The following is an 18736-nucleotide window of genomic DNA, read 5'->3' on the forward strand; positions in this document are numbered from 1 at the left end:
CGGCCAGCCTTTGTCATCGTGGATGGCGCGCCGGGCCTGGAGCAGGCGCTCGCGGCCGTGTGGGAGGGTGTGCCCCTGCAGCGCGGCACGGTGCATAAGCACCGCAACCTGCTCGCCCATGCGCCCAAGCGTCTCTACGACGCGATCACGGCGGACTACACCGACATGATCTATGCCGCCACGGCCGAGGAAATTGAGGAGCGCCGCCAGGCCTTTCTCCGCAAATGGCGGCTGCGGCATCGGGCGGTGGCGGACAGCCTGGAGGAGGCGGGCGAGGCGCTGTTTGCTTTCACGACGCTGCCGTCCTCGCAATGGAAGTCGGCCCGCACCACCAATGCCATCGAACGGCTGCACGAGGAGTTCAAGCGGCGGATCAAAACCCAGACGGTGCTGCCCTCGGCTGCCACCGCCGCCATGCTGTTCTGGGCTCTGCTCGCATCAGGTCAGATCACCATGCGCAAGGTCGATGGCTGGAAGACACTCACGCAAGCATCAGCCGCAAAGGAGACGATTGACCTCGCCGCCTGACCCAATACGATGTTCATGCCGGAGATCGCGCCACCCGAATTTCAACACAGCTCGCGACGGCACCAGCCTGGCCTGAGATTATCACAACTGCCAAGATCAGAATACTCTGCACCTCGTCCAGATGCGGTCGAGCAGCAGCCCCGCCCCAAATGGATTTGGGTGCAATGCCTAAACCTATTGAGGCATGACATTCAAGCTGGGAGACTCCATTGACGGTGCGGCCGCCTCCGAAGAAGCCTTTGCAATGTGAATAGCCGGATTGGCTGGGTTCGGCTGATGCCGCCAATCATACTCCATGTGCGTTGCCGTCTCGGTTGCCTGTTCAAGCCCATGCAACTCGGCGACGAGGTAGAGTGCCGCGTCGATCCCGGCGGAAATGCCAGCCGAGAGGACAATCTTCCCGTTGTCGACGATCCTTACATCCGGAAGAACATTCGCCGTCGGAGCATCCTCTTGGAGTTCCGTAAGGGCGCCACGATGTGTGGTCGCATGCAGCCCATCCAGGAGGCCGGCCTTGGCCAGCAGCAGGGCGCCCGAGCAGACGGACAGAACCCGCTCCGCCTGCCCAGTATGCTGGCGAATGAAGTCCATAACTGAGGGATTATGCTTCTCCCGACGCGTTCCGAAGCCTCCTGGAACGACAAGGATGTCCATGGTGGGGCAGTCGCGGAAGCTGTAGTCCGGATTGATGCTGAGGTTGTTCCGGGCCAAGACGGGCTTGCTTTCCCGGGCGACAGTGTAGATGTCGAAGAGGCGCTTACCTTCCCATTGCCCTGCTACTCCGAACACTTCGAAAGGACCCGCGAAGTCCATGACTTCTACGTTGTCGAACAACAGAACGGCGACCCGTCGTGTCATTTCGCTCTCCCGTCCGTGGTCGTGCGATCCGACGGGAAATATAGCATGAGGATGGCTCGCGCAGACAGTTCGTAAGGACTGCTTCTGGTGCTCCTATGTGGGGCAGCATTGAATGCTAACCCTCGCGCCGACAGCCATTAAGTGCACGGCTTTGCTGGCGAATTCATAGCGTCGGCGGGATCATCATCGGCGCCGATGATGATCCCGCCGAATCTCCTATTTTGCGCTGTTAAACCAAGATGTTGTGCTTCCCTCGCGAGCGGTCGACCTTCAATGCGGATTCACAGACAGAGCCAGCATATCCTACCGCGGTAGCGGTTTATGATCCTAACAGGTCTTCAAACCGTGCTGGAAGATCAGCCCCAGCGCCTCAGTTAGCGAGCACTCATGCGGGCGGATGCCGGATGGCCGGGGACCTTGAAGCGCTTGCCGGTGTCCGTCACCTCGGCGCCCTCCACTTTGAGGATCGAGAAGTCCTGGTCGAGATAGTTGCCGACATACAGATACCGACCATCCGGCGTGAAGCAGACCGGCTCCGGTAAACCGCCTACCTCGATATCCTTGAGGCGAGTCACGTGCTTGCCGTCAATCTTCAGGATCGTGACCGAACCGACGGGGCTGTAGAAAAAGGCTGTCTTGGCCGAGTTGCCGCCGCGCAGGATTGCGGCTGCCCCCAGATCACCTTGCGGACTGATCGCCAGTCCCTCAGGGCCGTCCCCTACGACCACGCGGTCCACAATGCGGGGAGGGCTTGCCTCCAAGTCAACAACGCTCACCGTGTCGACACTGCCATCCGACGCCCCGGCATTGCCATTGTCGGCCGTGAGGGCGACCTGGCCAGACGGCGCCACTGCGACATTGTAGGGCCAGGGTCCAGTCGGCAGGTCAAGCTTGTTGTAGGCAAGCTTGCCATCCTGGATTTCAATCACAGACACCTTATGGCTCGCAAACTTGACCGCAAGCGCCCTGCGGCCGTCCGGAGTAAACGCCACAGCGGCCACCTGATCAGAAGGCGACCCGAGTGCGACAGTGTCGGTGAGGGTCACCTGTGTGCCACTGATCGACAGCAGACTCACCGTGCCTTCCCCGCGGTTGGCGACAAGGGCCATGTCGCCTTTGGCTGATATGTCGAGACCTGAGGGCTGCTTGCCGAGGCTCAAGGATGTGACAATGCGGGGCGGGTCTGCCTTGAGGTCAATGACATGGACTTTGCTGTCGGGCACCTGCTTCAGGGCCTCGCCTTCCTTGGTCACGTCGATCGAGTCTGCGACGAGGGCAAGGGCCCCATCAGGGGTGAGAGCCACATTGACCGGCGGACCCACAATGGAGTTCTTGATGGGCAGACTGGCGCTGATCTTCGGCATCTCAGGATCTGCTAGGTCGATGATCAAGATGCTGTCACGGCCTGCGGGAGAGAGGACGGGCTTACCTTGGTCGTCCCAGACGAGCTTTTCGTCATTGCCCACGATCATGTAAGGGGCGGCTTGGACCGCGCTGGAGAACATCGAGACGCCGAGGGAGAGAAGCCACAGACTTTGGCGCATGCGCGGACCCTCCTGATTTTGTGTGTTTGAGTGTAGATGGCTCAGCTGTGGTCCACGAGAGCTTTGGGGGAGTACTCCCTGCCTGAGCAGTGTCGGCTTCGGCGGTCAGAGCTGCCGTTCGTGCAGCAGCGGGACCATCATGGTTTGACCCTAGTCTGACTTTGGAAGGTGCAGAAGCTACATACTTTGTTTGAAGCACAGCCATTGCTGTTATCGCCGTTACCCAACATCGCTGCTACCAATAGTAGGGCATTGGCGGGAGCGGATGGTGAGTCGATCTCCGGCCGCCTTGCCTCCAAACTGGATCCCGGCTCATGTCCTCAGTCAACGACACGGCGCACAGCGCTCCTGCCGACTTCGAGATCATTGAGGCAGACACTCGCCTCCGCCACGCACAGTGCGTTCAGATCAGGACGCGGGTGTTTGTCTTCGGCCAGAACATCCCGGCCGAACGGGAGATCGACGAACACGAGGACACCTGTCGACACTATTTAGCTCTTGCTGGTGGAGTGCCGGTCGGAACGGTCAGATGGCGCCCGTATACTTCTGGCACAGCCAAGGTCGAGCGACTTGCCGTCCTTGAGGAGGCCCGAGGAAGGGGCATTGGCTGGCGGCTGATGGCTCATATCCTGGCCGAAATTGGCGATCGCACTGAAATTACCCATGTCCGGCTCGCGGCGCAGGACCCCATCATCCCTTTCTATCAGGCGATGGGCTTTGAGGTTATTGGGAACGCCTTCGAAGATGGGTGTCTATCACATCATAACATGATCCTGGACCTGAGGGATCGCCTGGGGGGAGGCTGAGTGAGCTTAGTCTTTGGCCAGCGGCTGATTGATGGATGGGCGCAGACGGGGCAATATGATCGTCAGCGCCCTTGCAACCAGGCTTGTCCATGGCCGGAGAACCTGTTGAACGCCGCCTTGCTGCCATCCTGGCTGCCGACGTGGTCGGATACAGCCAGTCTATGGAGCAGGACGAAGCTGGTACGCTGACAGCGCTCCGCATGCGGTGGCGCGATGTCGTCCGCCCTCTGATTGCGCAGTACCATGGCCGGCTCGTGAAAATGATGGGCGACGGCGTGCTGGTTGAGTTCAGTAGTGCCGTGAACGCCGTTCAGTGTGCGGCCGAGTTGCAGGAGCGAATGGCTGACGCCAACAAGAACCGCCCTGAGGCTCAAGCGATTGTTCTGCGGATCGGCATCAACGTCGGTGACGTTATCGTTGAAGGCACCTTTACTCCGACAAATTAATTGCCTACTCCGCATGATCACGAAATCGATGTGGATAGCATCAGCCGGCGGTGGCCGATCTTATGTGGGTTATCGCAAGATCCGATTTCTCGACCACGCGATGAGCACAACACTCCTGAGGAGCCCTCGCCATCGGACCCTTCCGAGCCAACGAGTTTAACGAAGCCACCTCAATCAACCTTTACGTAGCTCCCTATGGGCAAACTGGACCAACTGGATTGATCCCTGTCTGACTTTCCGAATGAAAATCCCGATGTTGTAGATCGTGTACCAGATAACGAGCGGGATCAGAGCAATCGTCCCGAGCAGCCAATAAAGAGCCCAGATGTCGGGCGGAGCCGGTCTGCCCGGGCCGCCGACCAGACACAGAATGCCGGCAAACAGCCACACGCCGAAGATCATGAGATACGCGATCTTCCTGGAGACGAAGAACCAGATCAACCACAACGCTGTGCGCATGTCTTCTCCTTCTCTCTTGGGTTTTGAGCGACGTGCAGGCGAGATGAGGCTGCCCCTTGTCTTCTTGCACTTCTGGTAGGCTCCACGAGCCGGTGGTGTCTCGGGCATAAGGAGGAGTTTAGCTCCCCTTGCTGTCCCTCCTCTCCACAGTGACAAGATCGCCGGTTTCCCATGTGAAGCGTCGGCGGCGATCCTCTAGCACAGCGCCGGGCACCCACGGGTAGCCCAGGATTTCCTGGACCTTATCGATCGCCCGCCTGACGGCGACATTGGCGTCCTCATGCAAGTCCAGGGCGTAGTGATAGCCGTAGAGGGCTCGCTTGATTTCCTTCAGTTTCTGGTTGGTGTCGTCCGTCATGGTCGGTTCTCCGCTTTGTTGGGGTGTCCGCGTGTCAGGCAGAGGTTAGCGGGCCTCGCTCACGTTGCATGAGCTGCCGGCTCATAGAGCGTTGCGGAACTCGACCAGAAGTGCCCGAAGGCTCCTCCATCCGTTCGCCTGTTCGATCTGCGCTTCGATCTTGCGGCTGTTCGTTGGGTAGAGGAATGCGGTCTCGATGAAGGGCTTGCCTGCCTTCCTGAGATGCTCGCGATAGGCGTTCGTTGCGTACTGGAATTGAGGGGCTTGATGGCCTGAGAGGATCACGAGCTGCACGCGTTTCATGATGTCTAGCTCAAAGATACCCTTTACATGCCGGTCAGCGGCCTCGTCTGAGACCTCCGAACGCTGGAGATGCTTAGCTCGTGCGTCGTTCCTGTTCGACAGGCCAATCGGGAGAGCGTCTGCAAAGAGGATAGGTGACGCCTTGCGCTGGACGCACTCTTGCTTGAATGCCGCTGTACCGAATTCCGGCTGGCCAGTGCTCCTGGCCATCAGGCGGTATGCAATGTTCCAGAACGCGCACCGCGGATGGGCCGTAAAGTCGTAGGAGCCAACGCCTGCGGCGACCTCCTCGTCCACCTGCGGTTCCCGGCCGACAACAAGAGCGAGCGGAAAGTTTTGTGAAAGCGTTTTCGCGCCATATGCAATGAGTGCCGGATGCTTCCTGGTTTCATTCATCCTCCAAGCGTCCAGAACGCCGCTGTGTGCGCTGTCTCGCACCGTGCCCATACCGACCTGCAATCCTGTGATGTGATGTGTCGTTGTCATGTTGTTTTCCTCCAAGGTGCCTGTGACCCGTCGCGACATGATCGAAAGATCATGCACGAGACGGGGTGTCCGAAATTTTCCCGATTGCGGGTGGTCCCGCAGCATGGTCTCGCATGCGGGACCGGACGCCGATCAGGCCGCATCTTCCTCGCACGCGGCGGCCAGGCTCGCCCGAAACAGGCACTCGGCCTTGCTTTCAATCATCCCACGCCAGGCAAGGCGGTCGAGCCAGTCTGTGGGAATTCCCGAAAGGCCGTAGAGGGCCCCTGCGATCTGGCCGGCGACGGCCGCGGTGGTGTCCGCATCCTCACCCAGATTGGCAGCGAGCAGCACCGCATCCCGGAAGCTCGAGGTGTGTGACACTGCCCAGAGCGCCGCGTGCAGACAGGCCACCACGTACCCCGTGCCACGCACCTCGTCCCGCGGCTGGCCGGGCCAGAAGCCGGTGACCCGGCGTGCCGCATCTCCGCTGATCAGATGCGACAACGGCTGTCCGGCGATCGCATCAGCGAGCAATTCTGCCAAAATTTCGCAGGACGTCACCGCCGCAGCGGCGCCGTGCGTGGTGCGCGATTGGTCCCGCGCCACGCGGAGCAGCCGCTCCCGGTCAGCCCAGTGGCGCACCGCCACCGGGGCCAAACGCATGATCGAGCCGTTGCCAGCCTTGTCTGGATCCGTGGACCCAGCGAGCGGATCCCCGGTTATCTCGAAGCGCCGCAGGGCCTGTGCAGTGGTGATGCCGATGTCAAAGCACTCACCGGTGACGCTGTTCTCCCCGTTCTGCCACCAACGTACGAAGCGGTTCATCAGGTCGTGCGTGTCGAGGTTCGGATCGGCCATCAGACTGTCGGCCAGCGCGAGGCTCATCGAGGTGTCGTCTGTAAACTGCCCGGGTTCGAGGCGGAAGGGACCGCCGCCGACCAAGTCAAACAGCACCGCCCGAGGCGGCTTGGCTCTGAACTCGAGCGTCGTGCCCACTGCGTCTCCGACGGCGAGGCCGACGAGCGCGCCCACGGCGCGGTCGCGTACAGCCGCCTGGCTCACATCAACCCGATCAAGGATCTTCGTGCCCCGGCGTACCCACTCCTCCTGCGCCACGTTCTCGATGGCGAGGGGGCTGCGGGCTGCCCGCACATCGGCCATAGCCTGCTCGGGATGCGCACCCATCTCGACAAGCAGACGGGCAGTGATCATCCCGGCCCGGCCCAGTCCGCCCTTGCAGTGGACGAGGACCCGATTGCCAGTCTCCAGCAGCGTCCGCAGGCGTCGGGAGCTCGCGGGCCAGGTCGCCTCAAAGGCGGCATCCGGCGCATGCCAGTCCTCGATGGGCAGGTGGTGCCATTCCATGAAGCGGCTGCGGACTTCATCGCCAAGGGTAGGGATTTTAAGGTCGATGAGCTCGCGGGCGGTCACAAGCGTGACGACCGCGGCGGCGCCCCAGGCGGCGATCGTGTCGAGGTCCTGAGAAAGGTCGCGATCGTGGACGCCGCTGTAGGCGCTTACCTGCTTCTTGCCGGGCGCGAAGGTGATACCGATCAGGCCGCCAGCGCGGCCGGTGGAGATTTCAGCGATGCGAAGGGGGGAGCTCATGGTGTTCTCCGTCTTTGTTGCTATGCTTCGCAGTATGATCGAAAGATCGCACGAGAGACCGACCGTTTGATTTTTTCCCAGTTTGGGATGAGGAGCGCATGCAGGACGATGCAGACCGGCCGCAGTTTGTGGGGTTTTACTGGACCTACCCAGTCAAGTGGGCAGGGTTCACTGAGCTGTCGGCGGATCCGGACGAGGCGGCACGCCAGAGCCGTACCATCCGGTATCAGCGCGTGCTCGCGGAGCGATATGTGCGGGAGAGAAGAGGCATATTTGTTGATGAGGTTGTCCTGCTCGAACCGAGTCGTGACTATGTCGTCCGGCTCAAGGAGTCGGATGGAAAAGAGAAGAAAGATCACCCGCTTCTACGGCGGCTAAAGCCCTGCAAGGAGGGCATTGCGACCCTCCTTTGGGTGGACTTTGGTCGAAACGATGGATGGCGCTCGCACCGGCGCTTGCACGACCTCATCCACGCTCTGGACATCCGGAGCGAAGCGCTGGATCCGATCCCCTGGAAAATTGATGGTGAGGACTTCGAGCCGGCAGTGCATTTCAGGGATTGGCGTGAATTGGATAAGGCCAGCGATGCGTGGCGCCAGATGGCGATTCCCATGGCTCTGCCCGCAATCTTAGATAGAGTGCCGGAGGGTCGCGGCCGCAATCGCACAATAGCCGAATATCTGAACGACTTGGGTGTTCCCACGAAGACGGGACTGCCGTGGACACCCGACACCGTCAAACATGCCATCAATAAGCTGATTTCGCAGGGTGGAGGCTAATCTGCCCTCGCTTTGTTGAGCTCAACCCGGAGGGCAGACACCATAAACACAGTCCGGCAGATTGGCGGGACGGGTCTCGGTCAGAGGCCCGTCTGCACAGCACGGACATCGGCGGTGATGTCTACGGCCTGCGGCAGAGCGGCTCCGTCGGCGAACCGGACGTAGCGCTGTTTGCTCTTGCCCACATGGGCGTCGATGGCATCGTGGGGGGCCAGATACGCTCCGGCTACCGTAAAGTCCTGATCGAGCACAATGTGGGCGAAGTGATCGAACAGCCCCTGCTTGCTCGAGGGCACCTGAGCGCGGTCCTCGCGGCGGCCGTCGAGCGGATAACGCCGCGACCGCACCTCGATGCGGCCGTAGCGGGGGTGCTCGAGGTCGTAGCCCTGGTTGACGCCATTGGCGACAACGCATGCCCCGAGCGCTCTGGCGACGAGCAGCGCCGCATACTGACCCTGATCCTTGAGGTGGTAACGGGACCACAGGGTCTTTTCGCATTCGTGCATGCGCTGAAACAACTCAAGCATGGTCGATGACGTCTTATCCATGGCGGACGAGTCTCTCTGTTAGACAGTAATGGATGGGTGGAAGGGTCAGTCGCGCCAAAAGCGGCGCGACTGGCGGGCAACGGTGATCAGTTGGCCGTTATCGCCGAGGACAGCGTAGACATCGAGCCAGCGCTCGATCACGCGCAGATTGCGCTCGCCTCCGAGGTGCCGCTTCAGGCGCTTGAGGGCAGCCTTGTCAAAAATCAGCCGGTCGGCGCCGCAGCAGCGGATGAGTGAACCGCACTGCTCCAGCAGGATGATGACCAGGGGCGGGATCGCTCGCTGCTGCAGGCGCTCCTGGGCATGGAGGGTCAGGGCTTCCGCGTTCATGCCTGACCTCCTTCAGTCACGGGGCAGTTGCGGCGCAAGCTGACCTCGAGTGCCTTGCCGACGAACAATGGCGGATCAAGATCGAGCTCTTCAGCAAGCCTCGCTGCCTTTCCGACGTCGAATTCGAAAGAGCCATCTTCCCATGCCTTGATCTCCTCCGCAGTGAAACCAGCCGATGCAAGGTCGGGCGGATTGTTGATGTCGAAGACGTAGCTCCGCCTTCGGATAACCTGACCAAGATCCTTTGTGGTTTTAGCAGCAGCCACCATCTCGTGCAGGACAGCATCTTCCCTGGGGCGGGAAGGCGTGGGAATGAACCCTCGCCGATTGGAGAGCCAGCGTTTGGCCTCATCGTACTCGACCCGAACAGGCTTCACACCAGGGCTTGCTCGCAGCCCGTTCTCGGTCTTATCGGCCATCGCGTTGCGCACGGCACCTTCGGTCATGTTGGCCAGCAGGGCGAGGTCCCGCGTCGTAAACTCGTGGCGCATACGGACATCCCATTCCAGTTTCCAGCGGGCCAAGACTGTATCCGCCACTGTCTGACAGTAGCCGTCCGCGGTCATGAAACGGTGCTGTGTCCCACCAGAGCCGATACCGCCTGTACGCGGTGTGCCGAGCATGAAGACGACGAGGTCTTGGACCTCGCTCTCATCCAAGGTGTTCGTAAGGCTGGGACGGAACGCGTAGTCATACCCACGATCAAACGAGCCAGCGATTGTGAAGCGGCTCAGATCAACCTTTGAGGGCGATAGTGCCAGGAACTCAGTTTCGCCGCCAAGCGGGAAGCCGATAAAGCGCTCCGCCATTTCTTCGCCGGCTCCCATGAGGATGTGGTCGGCCTCGAACAGGAAGATGGTGCGGAGTTCGTCGAACATCTGGTCTTTGGTGAAGCGATCCATGTGATATCCATGCTGCATGTTTGCGTATAAGTCTTTTTGGCACAATGAGCTGGTCTCGGCAAGATGCAGTACGCAAAGATTTTTCATATTAGCATATTTTTGAGGTTGGGAGGCAAGCTTGGTTCCGATGGCAAAACGGCATCGGAATCCAGAACCGTCTGTGGCCGCTCTCACTTGATGGAGCAGACGAACTCCGTTGCAATGAGGCCTGCCCTTCTGGAACGTTCCGCCATCCCTTCTTTCTTGTTCCATTTGAGTAGTTTTTGATTCTTGGAACGAAACCGTGTCGTATCTCTATGATGCTATTGGAGCGACAAGGGCTCTCATGCTGATCGGATACGCGCACCTCCACCGTGGAGCACGAGGCTAGCCTAGGGACCCTATTGCGGGACCTTCAGGCTCTCGGGTGCGAGAAGATCTTTCAGGAGCAGACCTCGTCCGTTGGCCCTCGCCCTGTCCTTGAACAGGCTATAGACTTAGAGCCTGTCCGAGTGAAAGTTGAATCCGAGCAATGACTTGTGATTCACTGGTTGGCGACGATTTGCGGAGGCGCCCATGTGGACCCCAGAGAGCCGAGGTCTCTACGCTCGCACAGGTTTGCGCTACCCGAGCGACCTGACGGATGCCGAATGGGATCTGGTGCGACCGTTTCTGCGCCGTCGCACGAAGTCCGGTCCAGCCCCGGAGCGCTTGCGCGAGATCCTCAATGCCGTTCTGTACGTCTTGAGCACAGGCTGCCAATGGCGGGCTTTGCCCAGAGACCTGCCGCCGCGCAGCACCGTGCACGGCTGGTTCGTGCGCTGGCATTGCGATGGCGTGCTCGACCGCCTGCACTTCGCGCTCTACCAGCAGGTCCGCGAACTTGAGGGACGCCAGGCCGGTCCCACCGCCGCGATCGTCGACAGCCAGAGCGTCAAGAGCGCCGAAAAAGGGGGAGGCCTATCGATCCGATCGGCTATGACTCGGCCAAGAAAGTCAAAGGCAAGAAGCGTCACCTCATCGTCGACACACTGGGCCTGATGCTGGGACTGAATGTGACACCGGCCGACGTGCAGGACCGGGACGGCTTTCTGCCGCTTCTGAAGAGTGTGCGGCGCGTGTTCGTGTTCCTGGAGCGCCTGTTTGCCGACGGCGCCTACAGCGGCGCAGCAACAGCCGCGGCCGCGAAACGGACCGGCAAGGTGGTTCTGGAGATTGTCAAGCGTTCGGATGCAGCCAAAGGCTTCGTGGTGGTTGCGAAGCGGTGGATTGTCGAGAGAACCTTCGGCTGGCTCGGCCGCTGCCGCCGGCTGGTCAAGGATTTTGAGAATCTCACGCGCACGCAGCTGGCGTTCGTGCAACTCGCCATGATCCGGCTCATGACCCGCAGGATCGCAAGGCTTTGTCAAAGCTCATGAATCGCTCGGACAGACTCTTAGGGACGGCGGCAAGGCGCAGCGCGTCGCCCTCCCCGCGAGGGCGTGGATCGAAATACGACTGAGTACGACGGCCGGGTCTTCAAGCGCGGCGTCGCCCCTTCACGGGGCGTGGATCGAAGCATGTGCGGGTAAACATTGACCGCGAGCCCGCCGGAGCTTGTGCTTCGGCGGGCGCTCGTTATGGCGGCTCTGACTGCCGATGCGGGACCTACAGCACGAACCAGCCCTTCTGCAGGTCGATTGCTCCCTTCAGGCGGATGACTCCCTCCGCAGTCGAGTCCGTGTCGGTGTTCAGGAAGATGTAAGTGTCCTTGCTCGTCTTCTCGTACCGGACCTGACCGGCTGCGGTGAACCCATTTGTGCCAATGAAGCTGAAGGCCTGATTGCCACCCTTCTTCACGTTCGCATCGATCGCACTGAGGTCAATCCGATCCCCGAGTTTGCCGGAGAAGTCCGTGATGTAGTCAGCCGTGCTCTTGGAGGCGCTGGTGTCCTTGTTGGCGAACACGAATACGTCCTTGCCTCGGCCTGGATCAGGGCGTCCTGACCCAGGCCGCCGATGAGCCGGCCGTCGCCATCGCTGCCGTTCAGGACATCCTTGCCAGCTCCGCCAGCCAGAAGGTCATTGCCCGACCCGCCTGAGAGCCGATCAATCCCCGAGCCTCCCACAAGGATGTCGTTTTCGAGCGTCCCCGCCATGGTTTCGCTGGCGACATCCTGAAGCACAACGGCCAGAGTCTGGTCCATGCTGGCGCCACTCTGATCAGTCACCCGACGCTCGGAACTGGTCGAAGCAATCATCGAGCGCTACCGATCAAGCGGATGGGCGGACAAGCAGCTCATCCTGGATGAGTTCGTTGCCAGCGTTTAGGTCAAAACAACACAGGACCCCGTCCGGCTCTACCCCGGACGGGGTTTTTCTTGCTGCTGTTCAGAGGCAAGCGGTTCGATGCACTCCGCTTAGTTGCCAAGCGTGTGGTGCAGGACCGAAGCATCGGATGTAAGCAAGGGCGAAAGAGCCTCCTCTGTTCACCTCACTCTTCATGCGGGACAGGAGCTTGTGACTGTGTTGCTCCACAATGTCCCAGTCAGGTCATTCGGATCAGACCGGCCATCATTGGCCGAGAAGGATATCTGCACTCCTGGAACGCAAGGAATTTGTAGCGTGTAATCTATACCTCCGGTCGAGTTTGACTGTGTCGACCAAAAGACGTTGTTGACTTGATTGTTGATGATGTTGGCGCCTCTGAGGTTGACCTTCGCGTTTGGGAGGAAATCGGAGCCCGTGATTTTGAAGTTGTCGGGCGGGGTCGTGGTGCACGTGATAGTTGGCTTCTTAGTCGTAGTGCTGCCTCCACCAGTACCAGAACCGCCCCCAGAGCCGCCGCCTGTACCACCCGCACCACCTCCAGACCCGCCGCCTGTCGGGGGAGGTGCCCCAGGGGCCGGAGCCCACATCCACAGGCTTCCATCAGTTTTTACGCCGTATGCTATGCCATATCGGCCCACAGCTATCCGACGGAAGTCTGTTCCAGGAGTCGGATTGAACGTCTTGCCGTCCGTTGTTGTCCAGACCTGCCCGGTTTTGCTCACCAGCCAAATTACTCCCTCGTAGCTGACTGACAAATCTTCCATCCCGGAGCCGTTGCTCGGGTACCATGTGCGCGTAGAACGTTCATACCAACAAAGTAGGCCGCTTGTGCCGATGCCCCAAATCGACCCGTCCGCTCCTACGGCAAGCCTCTGGAACCCAATCAACACCGTCCCATCTTGGTAATTGGTTCCATCCTTCGTCGTCCAAATTGTTCCATTCGTCCCTGTGAGCCAAACGTCGTTTCCATCGACCATGACATCATCAAGAGGTCCAACAATTTGGCTTTGCGTCTGAATCCAATTGCCTGATGCTCCTAGTGCCCAGAGAATGCCGCTCATGTCCAGGCACTTCACATTCTTACCGTTCTGACCGACGGCGACCCGCCGAAAGCCGTTCCCACCAAGGGACTGAATGGTTTCGGGAACATAGAGATTAGCCACCCAAAGATGCCCGTCTTCCCCAGTCAGCAAAACATTTAGTGCGGGGTTGAACATAGAGTTCACGGCAACATCCGTTACCTTGGGGAACGGATTGTGGGCTCCAACAGGAACCCGCTGCCATTTGTACTCTTCGTTGGGTAAAAACTTCTGCTGGTCCATGACCCAAGGCGGGGAAACTGGGCGATAGGGCTCAAGGAGGTCGTGCAATGCTTCATGCACAGGCTGACGCAAAGCTTTGTGAGCAGTGTCTTGCATGGCTGGGCTCCTCTAGACAGCCCCCGACTACCAATATCGTTGAGATATGCACACGCGTCTAAGTCGCGGAAACTTAGAGCATTCCTGAATCTAAGGCTGTGCTGAGGAGCACATACCGCAACAATTCGTATTGGTTTTTAATTAAATTGCTGCCTAGCCAGCGGCCCGGTCAGCGGCATCCTTGGCTTTCTGATTGGCCCTGTTCTGGGCTATGTCAGCCACTGATTTGGCCTTTGCTCAACACCTGTGATTTCAGCGAAGTCCAAATACGAAGTGCGATGGCAGTTGCGTCATGGGCATCAGTTCAGGCTAATATTTCAGCGAGTTGCTGCAGTTTCGCCGTCTGCATCGTGGTTGCGATTTTGGCGAAAGCCGCGACCAGTGCACGGGGATCATCTTCGATATCCCGCTCGTGGATGAGGAATGGTCTCAGGTCGAAGGTGTCGTCGGGTTGGGCGCTGGTCTGAGTTGTAGTTCGCCCCTGGATATCGTCCTCGCACAAGATCCTGAGCATAGGGACGGGGTCGCCCAAGTCCCCGGGTGGTGGAGGGATTTTATACGATCCGCCAAGCGGGCCTAACTGGTCACCAATCCAAGTTGTGAAAGCGCGATCGAGAGTTTTGGTTTGCCACGTTGGAGGACTTTCGTCGGGGCCATCATCTGACGGGCGTGAAGTGTCATCAGGTCCTCCGCCGCCCTCGGTGCCACCTCCTCCACCACCTTCGGTGCCATCGCCCCCGCCGCCATCGGTGTCGCCGCCACCCCCTCCGCCGCCCTCGGTGCCACCGCCTTGGCCCTCATTTCCATCGTTGCCGCCATTAGTTCCGCTGCCGCTGCCAGTGTCTTGGCCACCTCCACCCTCGTTGCCCCCGCCATCGATAGGATTGCCGTCCTTGTCGTAGCTTTGCTCACCACCGCTCGTATTCCCATCGGCATCCTTCGAAACGGTTCGGATCGTGAAGCTCCCGTCGGCGTGGTAAGTAATCGTCGTCTCACTTTCGTTGCCTTGTCCGTCGGCTCCCCAGCTTGATCGTTGGCTCTCGCCTGTTGTCCTGTCGTAGGAGGAGGTCATGCTGTAGAAGCCGCCTTCTGGATTAGTCCCGGCTTCCCCGTGGCTTTCATTCGTTACCCCACCGCCGCTGTCCTTCCAGACGTTATCAGTTGTGATTTTAGTTTGGCCGTCGGAGCCTTGTGTGATGATACTGTAATGTCCATAAACAGACCCGTCACTCCCGATATTCACGTAGCCGGTGCTGGTCGTCGATGGATTAAGGGGCCGGACGTAGGAGAATGCGCTCGATCCATCGATGTCTATTCGCCCTGTCACATAAACATCGGGTCCCGGATCGTTGGTTTGTTGGCCATAACCTTTACTCACTAACGCGGGCCCGATAATCGTATAGCTACCGGGCTGCAGTGTCTTAGGTCCAATAATGATATGCTCTCGCCCTCCGTCCTCCATAGCCTCGGTTTTGCTCAAAAATCCCGTGGGCAACGTCTGAATAGAGGTCACAAAGTGACCGGCTGGAGAACCGTTCTGATCGAAGTACTGCAGGGTTCTGCCGTCGCGGTTGTAATCGGCGCGAGCGCTCGTTCCGTCTGCGAATTGCCAATGAGCCATTCTCTTGAATTCTGAACCGACAAGTTCAAGCCGATCCTGTCGTTCCGTTCGATCTGAGAAGCGGGTGGAGGCAGTTCGCACTACGCTTCCTGCGTTGATATCGAGGAAGGTGACAACGTGAGCAGCGGCCCTCGCGGAGGGGCCTGCTGTGGCCTCTCGTATCCTGTCCTTGGAGCGCCGGAGTATACGAGCACAATTTACTGAGCTCTCAAGGACCGTTTCGCTGGACGGCAGGCGTACCACAAGACGCAGCGTACCATCCTCAAGAACACGGAATTGAGCAGGAATTCGTGCTGCACCGGCTTGGGAGCTGTCCCGAGGGTTTCGAGGCGCAGCGGAGCGACTTAAACGTTGTACTACCATAACGCCCTCCCATTACGAAAACAGTCGGGATGCTAAGTGGGTAGTTTTAGATAAGCGCTTATCGGTGCCTAATCTAAGGCCTTTTACAGAACGTTCCCATTCTCATTCTGAGTTAGTGCAGCGTTGGCGTGCAAAGGCGCACAGGGCTCGCACAGTTGGGCTGACGGACCCTGTCCCCTGCGAAGCGGGAGCATAGGCATCTTGAGCGCTATCCAGTGATCTAAAGTTAAGTTGCGATCGCCCTTCCAAAACCATGAGAGTAGCCTCGGGCTTCACGTTGAGTAATTACTCTGCAAGCACCTTATCAAAGAGGTTGCTGATCCGTTCGCACTAAACGTGTCATTGAGACCAGCTCTTGTTCCGGCCCCGTTTGGCGCCGCGCTTGGGACGGACGGGATCGGCAGGGGGCGGCTGGATTTCTCCATGCCGGAGGGTTTGAACGGCGGGCGCAGCGGCAGGTTCTTGGGCCGGGCGACACCTTGTTGCACGAATAGGCGCTTTGGCGGCCGGACCGGGATGGCATAGGAGAGCGGGCCCCTGATCTCGGATGCCTGTCGTGCCATTCAAAGCCAACGCTGCTCGCCGTCACCACATCCCGAAGCAGCGGCACCAGGTGACGAACTGGGCGGAATACGATGCAGCCCTGCGCCAGCGCGGAAGCCTCACGATCTGGTTCACTGAGGAAGCGATTGCAGCCTGGCGGGCTGAGCCGCGCAGAACGCGCGGTGGTCAGCCGCATTACTCAGCCCTGGCGATCAGGACAGCCCTGACCTTACGAGCAGTGTTCCGCTTGGCGCTGCGTCAGACGGAGGGTCTGATTGGCTCAATCCTCCATCTCTTGGGTCTGGATCTGGCGGTGCCGGATCACTCAACCCTGAGCCGCCGTGCCGAGACCCTGGAGGTCCCAAAGCCATGTTCACGCTCCAGAGGACCCGTTCACCTGCTGGTGGACAGCACCGGCCTGCGGCTCTGTGGGCCTGGCGAATGGCTGATTGAGAAGCACGGCACCCGCAGACGCCGATCCTGGCGCAAGCTGCACATTGGGGTCGATGCGGAGACCGGGCAGATCCTTGTATCAGAGCTGACTGCGAGCGATGTCGATGATGGCTCGCAAGTGGAACTGTTGCTCGACCAGATTGCAGCTCCACTCGCCTCCTTCATCGGTGATGGAGCCTACGATCAAGCGGGTGTCTACGGCACCGTCGGCAAGCACCATCCTGAGGCTGAAGTCATCGTTCCACCCCGATCAACGGCCGTGCTGAGCGAGGATGGGGAGACCGCTCCGACCCAGCGCGACCGGCATCTCCAAAGCATCGCGGAGCATGGACGCATCGGCTGGCAGAAGGCATCCGGGTACACTCGCCGTGCCCTCGTGGAGTCAGCTATCGGCTGGCTTAAACGGGTGATCGGCGACGCCTTGCGTTCACGAACGGACCGCCGTCGCAAGACGGAGGTTGCCATCGCCATTGCTGCCCTGAACCGCATGCTTGAGCTTGGACGCCCGAAGTCCGTCCGCATCGCTTAAGCAAAGGCTTGGGGCGGGATCACTACCTCCACCAACCGATCCGTGCAACACAGCCCCGCAATACCGCAAACTCTTGGCCCATCTCCTCCACAATCTCGATCGTCAGGTTCTCCTGTCGAATGTTGCGGGGCAGGTAAGCGCGAAAGTGTCTGGCAACCCGGTGAGCCTCGTGACAGGCGGTCTCCAGATCCGGGAGATGGTGGATCTCGAACTCCTGCACAAAGCAGATGCCACTGGATGCATTGAAAATGTAGCGCGGCATGGTCTGTTCCTCGGGCCAGCGCTGTTGTGCGCCGCTGTTGGACGCTCCGCCATCAACCAGATTAAGTTCCGGGCCCCGTTCTGGGCTTTATCTCGGGGCCCGCCCTTGGTCCTCCCAAGGCTCTCGGTCCGGTGCGATCAGTTCGAAGACCGCCTGCTCGTCCGGAATCCCCTGTAGCGTGAAGGTTCCGAGCCGCCTTGTGGTGTCCGCTGGAAAGCAGGCCGCCACCTCCCCGGAACACACCGCGGCAGAGTTCGTGCTCTTGGCAACCGCCTCCAGCCGGCAGACAAAGTTGACCGTGGGCCCCACCACCGTGAAGTCGAGCCGGTCCGGGCTGCCAATATTGCCGTAAATCACGGAGCCGACATGCAGGCAGCCGACAAACCGCAGCCCTCCGATCTGCTCGGCTTCGAACAGGGCGGCCTCCAGGGCACGACGCGCGCGACCGCTCGCCTTCTCCCGTTCGCCATCCTCAACCGGAAAGATGGCCAGCACGCCGTCGCCGATGAACTTCAGCACGTCCCCGCCCTCGGCCCGCACCGCCGTGACGACCACCTCCTGGTATTGGCCCAGGCGCTCCAGGAGTTCATCGGGAGGCAGGTGTTCCGACAGAAGGGTGTAACCGCGCAGGTCAGTCAGCAGCACGGCGGCTTCGATGGCCACTTGATCACCGCGGCGGATGGCGCCAGCGGCAATGCGCTCGGCAGGGCCGTCGCCCAGATAGGTCCGCAGCAGGCTCTCGGCAGACCGGCGCATTGCGGCTGGCTCCAGCGCGGCCGCTAAAAAGGGACTAAGCTTTTCGATCAGCGCGATGGTCTCCGGAGTGAAGCCGCTGGGAGCATCGGTTGTGAACGAGGATCCTTGTACCGACCCATCCCCATAGACGATCGGGAGGGCCAGATAATCGGTGCTGCCATCCGCAGCGAGCTCAAGGAGCACTGGATGGTCATAGGTGGGATCGAGATCTCGCAGGGAGCGGTAGAAGCGGGTTCGTGTCTTGACGACATGTTCGAAGGGGCTACCGGTGTAGGAACTCGTGGCCAGGACACTGCGAGGGACAGTGTAGTCCGTGCCTCCCGTCCCGCGCATCCAGATCACGCCCCAGGCGCTGAGCAAGGGATTGATCAGCCGCTGCCCGACCCGCACCCGCCAGAGCGGGATCCCAGCGGCCACGAGCCGATCACAGGTTTGGGTGACGATCTCGACTGGGGAGAGAGCTACGCGGGCCGTGCCGACCAGCCAAGTGGTGAATTCGAGGATATCGAAGTCCAGGATCCGCTGATGAGGCATGGCGTATCACACCTGTGCGTTGCCGATGCCG

17 protein-coding genes and 4 pseudogenes are annotated in these 18736 nt (G+C 60.0%); 6 read left to right on the forward strand and 15 right to left on the reverse strand.

Annotated elements, in window-relative coordinates:
* Positions 1 to 528, forward strand: a 528-nt coding sequence (locus DDF70_RS25960) for a transposase (protein ID WP_170316122.1), incomplete at its 5' end; no start/stop codon positions are given.
* Between the two features lie 174 nt (positions 529 to 702).
* Here DDF70_RS25960 and DDF70_RS25965 read toward each other — a convergent pair.
* The gene (locus DDF70_RS25965; RefSeq protein ID WP_114947648.1) at positions 703 to 1386 is read right to left on the reverse strand and encodes a DJ-1/PfpI family protein; all 684 of its coding nucleotides are present in this window, start codon (positions 1384 to 1386) and stop codon (positions 703 to 705) included.
* Between the two features lie 374 nt (positions 1387 to 1760).
* Positions 1761 to 2930, reverse strand: a complete 1170-nt coding sequence (locus tag DDF70_RS25970; RefSeq protein ID WP_245435654.1) for a YncE family protein — start codon at positions 2928 to 2930, stop codon at positions 1761 to 1763.
* A 314-nt stretch (positions 2931 to 3244) separates the two neighbouring features.
* On the opposite strand from DDF70_RS25970, the gene DDF70_RS25975 reads away from it, so the two are divergent.
* On the forward strand, positions 3245 to 3736 hold the full coding sequence (locus DDF70_RS25975; protein WP_114947649.1) for a GNAT family N-acetyltransferase: 492 nt from the start codon (positions 3245 to 3247) through the stop codon (positions 3734 to 3736).
* An 89-nt stretch (positions 3737 to 3825) separates the two neighbouring features.
* A pseudogene (locus DDF70_RS25980) lies at positions 3826 to 4158 on the forward strand (adenylate/guanylate cyclase domain-containing protein); the annotation flags it as partial.
* A gap of 198 nt (positions 4159 to 4356) precedes the next feature.
* Here DDF70_RS25980 and DDF70_RS25985 read toward each other — a convergent pair.
* The 4 genes from DDF70_RS25985 to DDF70_RS26000 all read right to left on the reverse strand — a co-directional run bounded on the left by DDF70_RS25985 (position 4357) and on the right by DDF70_RS26000 (position 7378).
* Positions 4357 to 4641 (reverse strand): hypothetical protein, encoded by a 285-nt coding sequence (locus tag DDF70_RS25985; RefSeq protein ID WP_114947651.1) that lies wholly within the window; start codon positions 4639 to 4641, stop codon positions 4357 to 4359.
* Between the two features lie 118 nt (positions 4642 to 4759).
* Positions 4760 to 4999 carry a hypothetical protein gene (locus DDF70_RS25990; protein WP_114947652.1) on the reverse strand — a complete coding sequence of 80 codons (240 nt, stop codon included), beginning with the start codon at positions 4997 to 4999 and terminating at the stop codon, positions 4760 to 4762.
* 81 nt (positions 5000 to 5080) lie between these two features.
* Positions 5081 to 5845: a hypothetical protein gene (locus DDF70_RS25995; RefSeq protein ID WP_205772485.1), complete on the reverse strand. Its 765-nt coding sequence runs from the start codon at positions 5843 to 5845 to the stop codon at positions 5081 to 5083.
* 75 nt (positions 5846 to 5920) lie between these two features.
* Complete coding sequence (locus DDF70_RS26000) at positions 5921 to 7378, reverse strand: ADP-ribosylglycohydrolase family protein (protein WP_114947654.1); 1458 nt, start codon at positions 7376 to 7378, stop codon at positions 5921 to 5923.
* Positions 7379 to 7476: 98 nt separating this feature from the next.
* On the opposite strand from DDF70_RS26000, the gene DDF70_RS26005 reads away from it, so the two are divergent.
* Positions 7477 to 8157 (forward strand): recombinase family protein, encoded by a 681-nt coding sequence (locus DDF70_RS26005; RefSeq protein WP_114947655.1) that lies wholly within the window; start codon positions 7477 to 7479, stop codon positions 8155 to 8157.
* A gap of 80 nt (positions 8158 to 8237) precedes the next feature.
* Here DDF70_RS26005 and DDF70_RS26010 read toward each other — a convergent pair whose 3' ends face one another.
* From DDF70_RS26010 to DDF70_RS26020, 3 genes are read right to left on the reverse strand one after another with little or no spacing between them, the layout of a single operon-like run.
* On the reverse strand, positions 8238 to 8705 hold the full coding sequence (locus DDF70_RS26010) for a hypothetical protein (RefSeq protein WP_162820671.1): 468 nt from the start codon (positions 8703 to 8705) through the stop codon (positions 8238 to 8240).
* Positions 8706 to 8750: 45 nt separating this feature from the next.
* The gene (locus DDF70_RS26015; protein WP_114947657.1) at positions 8751 to 9035 is read right to left on the reverse strand and encodes a hypothetical protein; all 285 of its coding nucleotides are present in this window, start codon (positions 9033 to 9035) and stop codon (positions 8751 to 8753) included.
* A complete protein-coding gene (locus DDF70_RS26020) occupies positions 9032 to 10024 on the reverse strand; it encodes a hypothetical protein (RefSeq protein ID WP_162820672.1) in 993 nt (330 codons plus the stop codon). Before DDF70_RS26020 ends, DDF70_RS26015 begins: the two co-directional genes overlap by 4 nt.
* A gap of 468 nt (positions 10025 to 10492) precedes the next feature.
* On the opposite strand from DDF70_RS26020, the pseudogene DDF70_RS26025 reads away from it, so the two are divergent.
* A pseudogene (locus DDF70_RS26025) lies at positions 10493 to 11334 on the forward strand (IS5 family transposase).
* Positions 11335 to 11563: 229 nt separating this feature from the next.
* Here DDF70_RS26025 and DDF70_RS26030 read toward each other — a convergent pair.
* From DDF70_RS26030 to DDF70_RS36950, 4 genes and pseudogenes are all read right to left on the reverse strand, one after another.
* Positions 11564 to 11872, reverse strand: a pseudogene (locus DDF70_RS26030) (M10 family metallopeptidase C-terminal domain-containing protein); the annotation flags it as partial.
* Positions 11873 to 11907: 35 nt separating this feature from the next.
* Positions 11908 to 12156 (reverse strand): annotated as a pseudogene (locus DDF70_RS39315) (calcium-binding protein); the annotation flags it as partial.
* Between the two features lie 240 nt (positions 12157 to 12396).
* Positions 12397 to 13644 carry a WD40/YVTN/BNR-like repeat-containing protein gene (locus DDF70_RS36945; protein ID WP_162820669.1) on the reverse strand — a complete coding sequence of 416 codons (1248 nt, stop codon included), beginning with the start codon at positions 13642 to 13644 and terminating at the stop codon, positions 12397 to 12399.
* 304 nt (positions 13645 to 13948) lie between these two features.
* Positions 13949 to 15265, reverse strand: coding sequence for a hypothetical protein (locus DDF70_RS36950; protein ID WP_205772486.1), 1317 nt, complete (start codon positions 15263 to 15265; stop codon positions 13949 to 13951).
* Positions 15266 to 16184: 919 nt separating this feature from the next.
* Here DDF70_RS36950 and DDF70_RS26050 point away from each other — a divergent pair.
* Positions 16185 to 17153, forward strand: coding sequence for an IS5 family transposase (locus DDF70_RS26050; protein ID WP_114947675.1), 969 nt, complete (start codon positions 16185 to 16187; stop codon positions 17151 to 17153).
* Positions 17154 to 17175: 22 nt separating this feature from the next.
* On the opposite strand, the gene DDF70_RS26055 is transcribed toward DDF70_RS26050, so the two are convergent.
* Together DDF70_RS26055 and DDF70_RS26060 are read right to left on the reverse strand one after the other, a co-directional pair.
* Positions 17176 to 17415, reverse strand: coding sequence for a DUF6894 family protein (locus DDF70_RS26055; protein ID WP_114947664.1), 240 nt, complete (start codon positions 17413 to 17415; stop codon positions 17176 to 17178).
* An 87-nt stretch (positions 17416 to 17502) separates the two neighbouring features.
* A complete protein-coding gene (locus DDF70_RS26060; RefSeq protein WP_114947665.1) occupies positions 17503 to 18705 on the reverse strand; it encodes an adenylate/guanylate cyclase domain-containing protein in 1203 nt (400 codons plus the stop codon).
* Positions 18706 to 18736: the final 31 nt, after the last annotated feature.

This window comes from Microvirga calopogonii (genome assembly GCF_003347665.1).
Classification (GTDB): domain Bacteria; phylum Pseudomonadota; class Alphaproteobacteria; order Rhizobiales; family Beijerinckiaceae; genus Microvirga; species Microvirga calopogonii.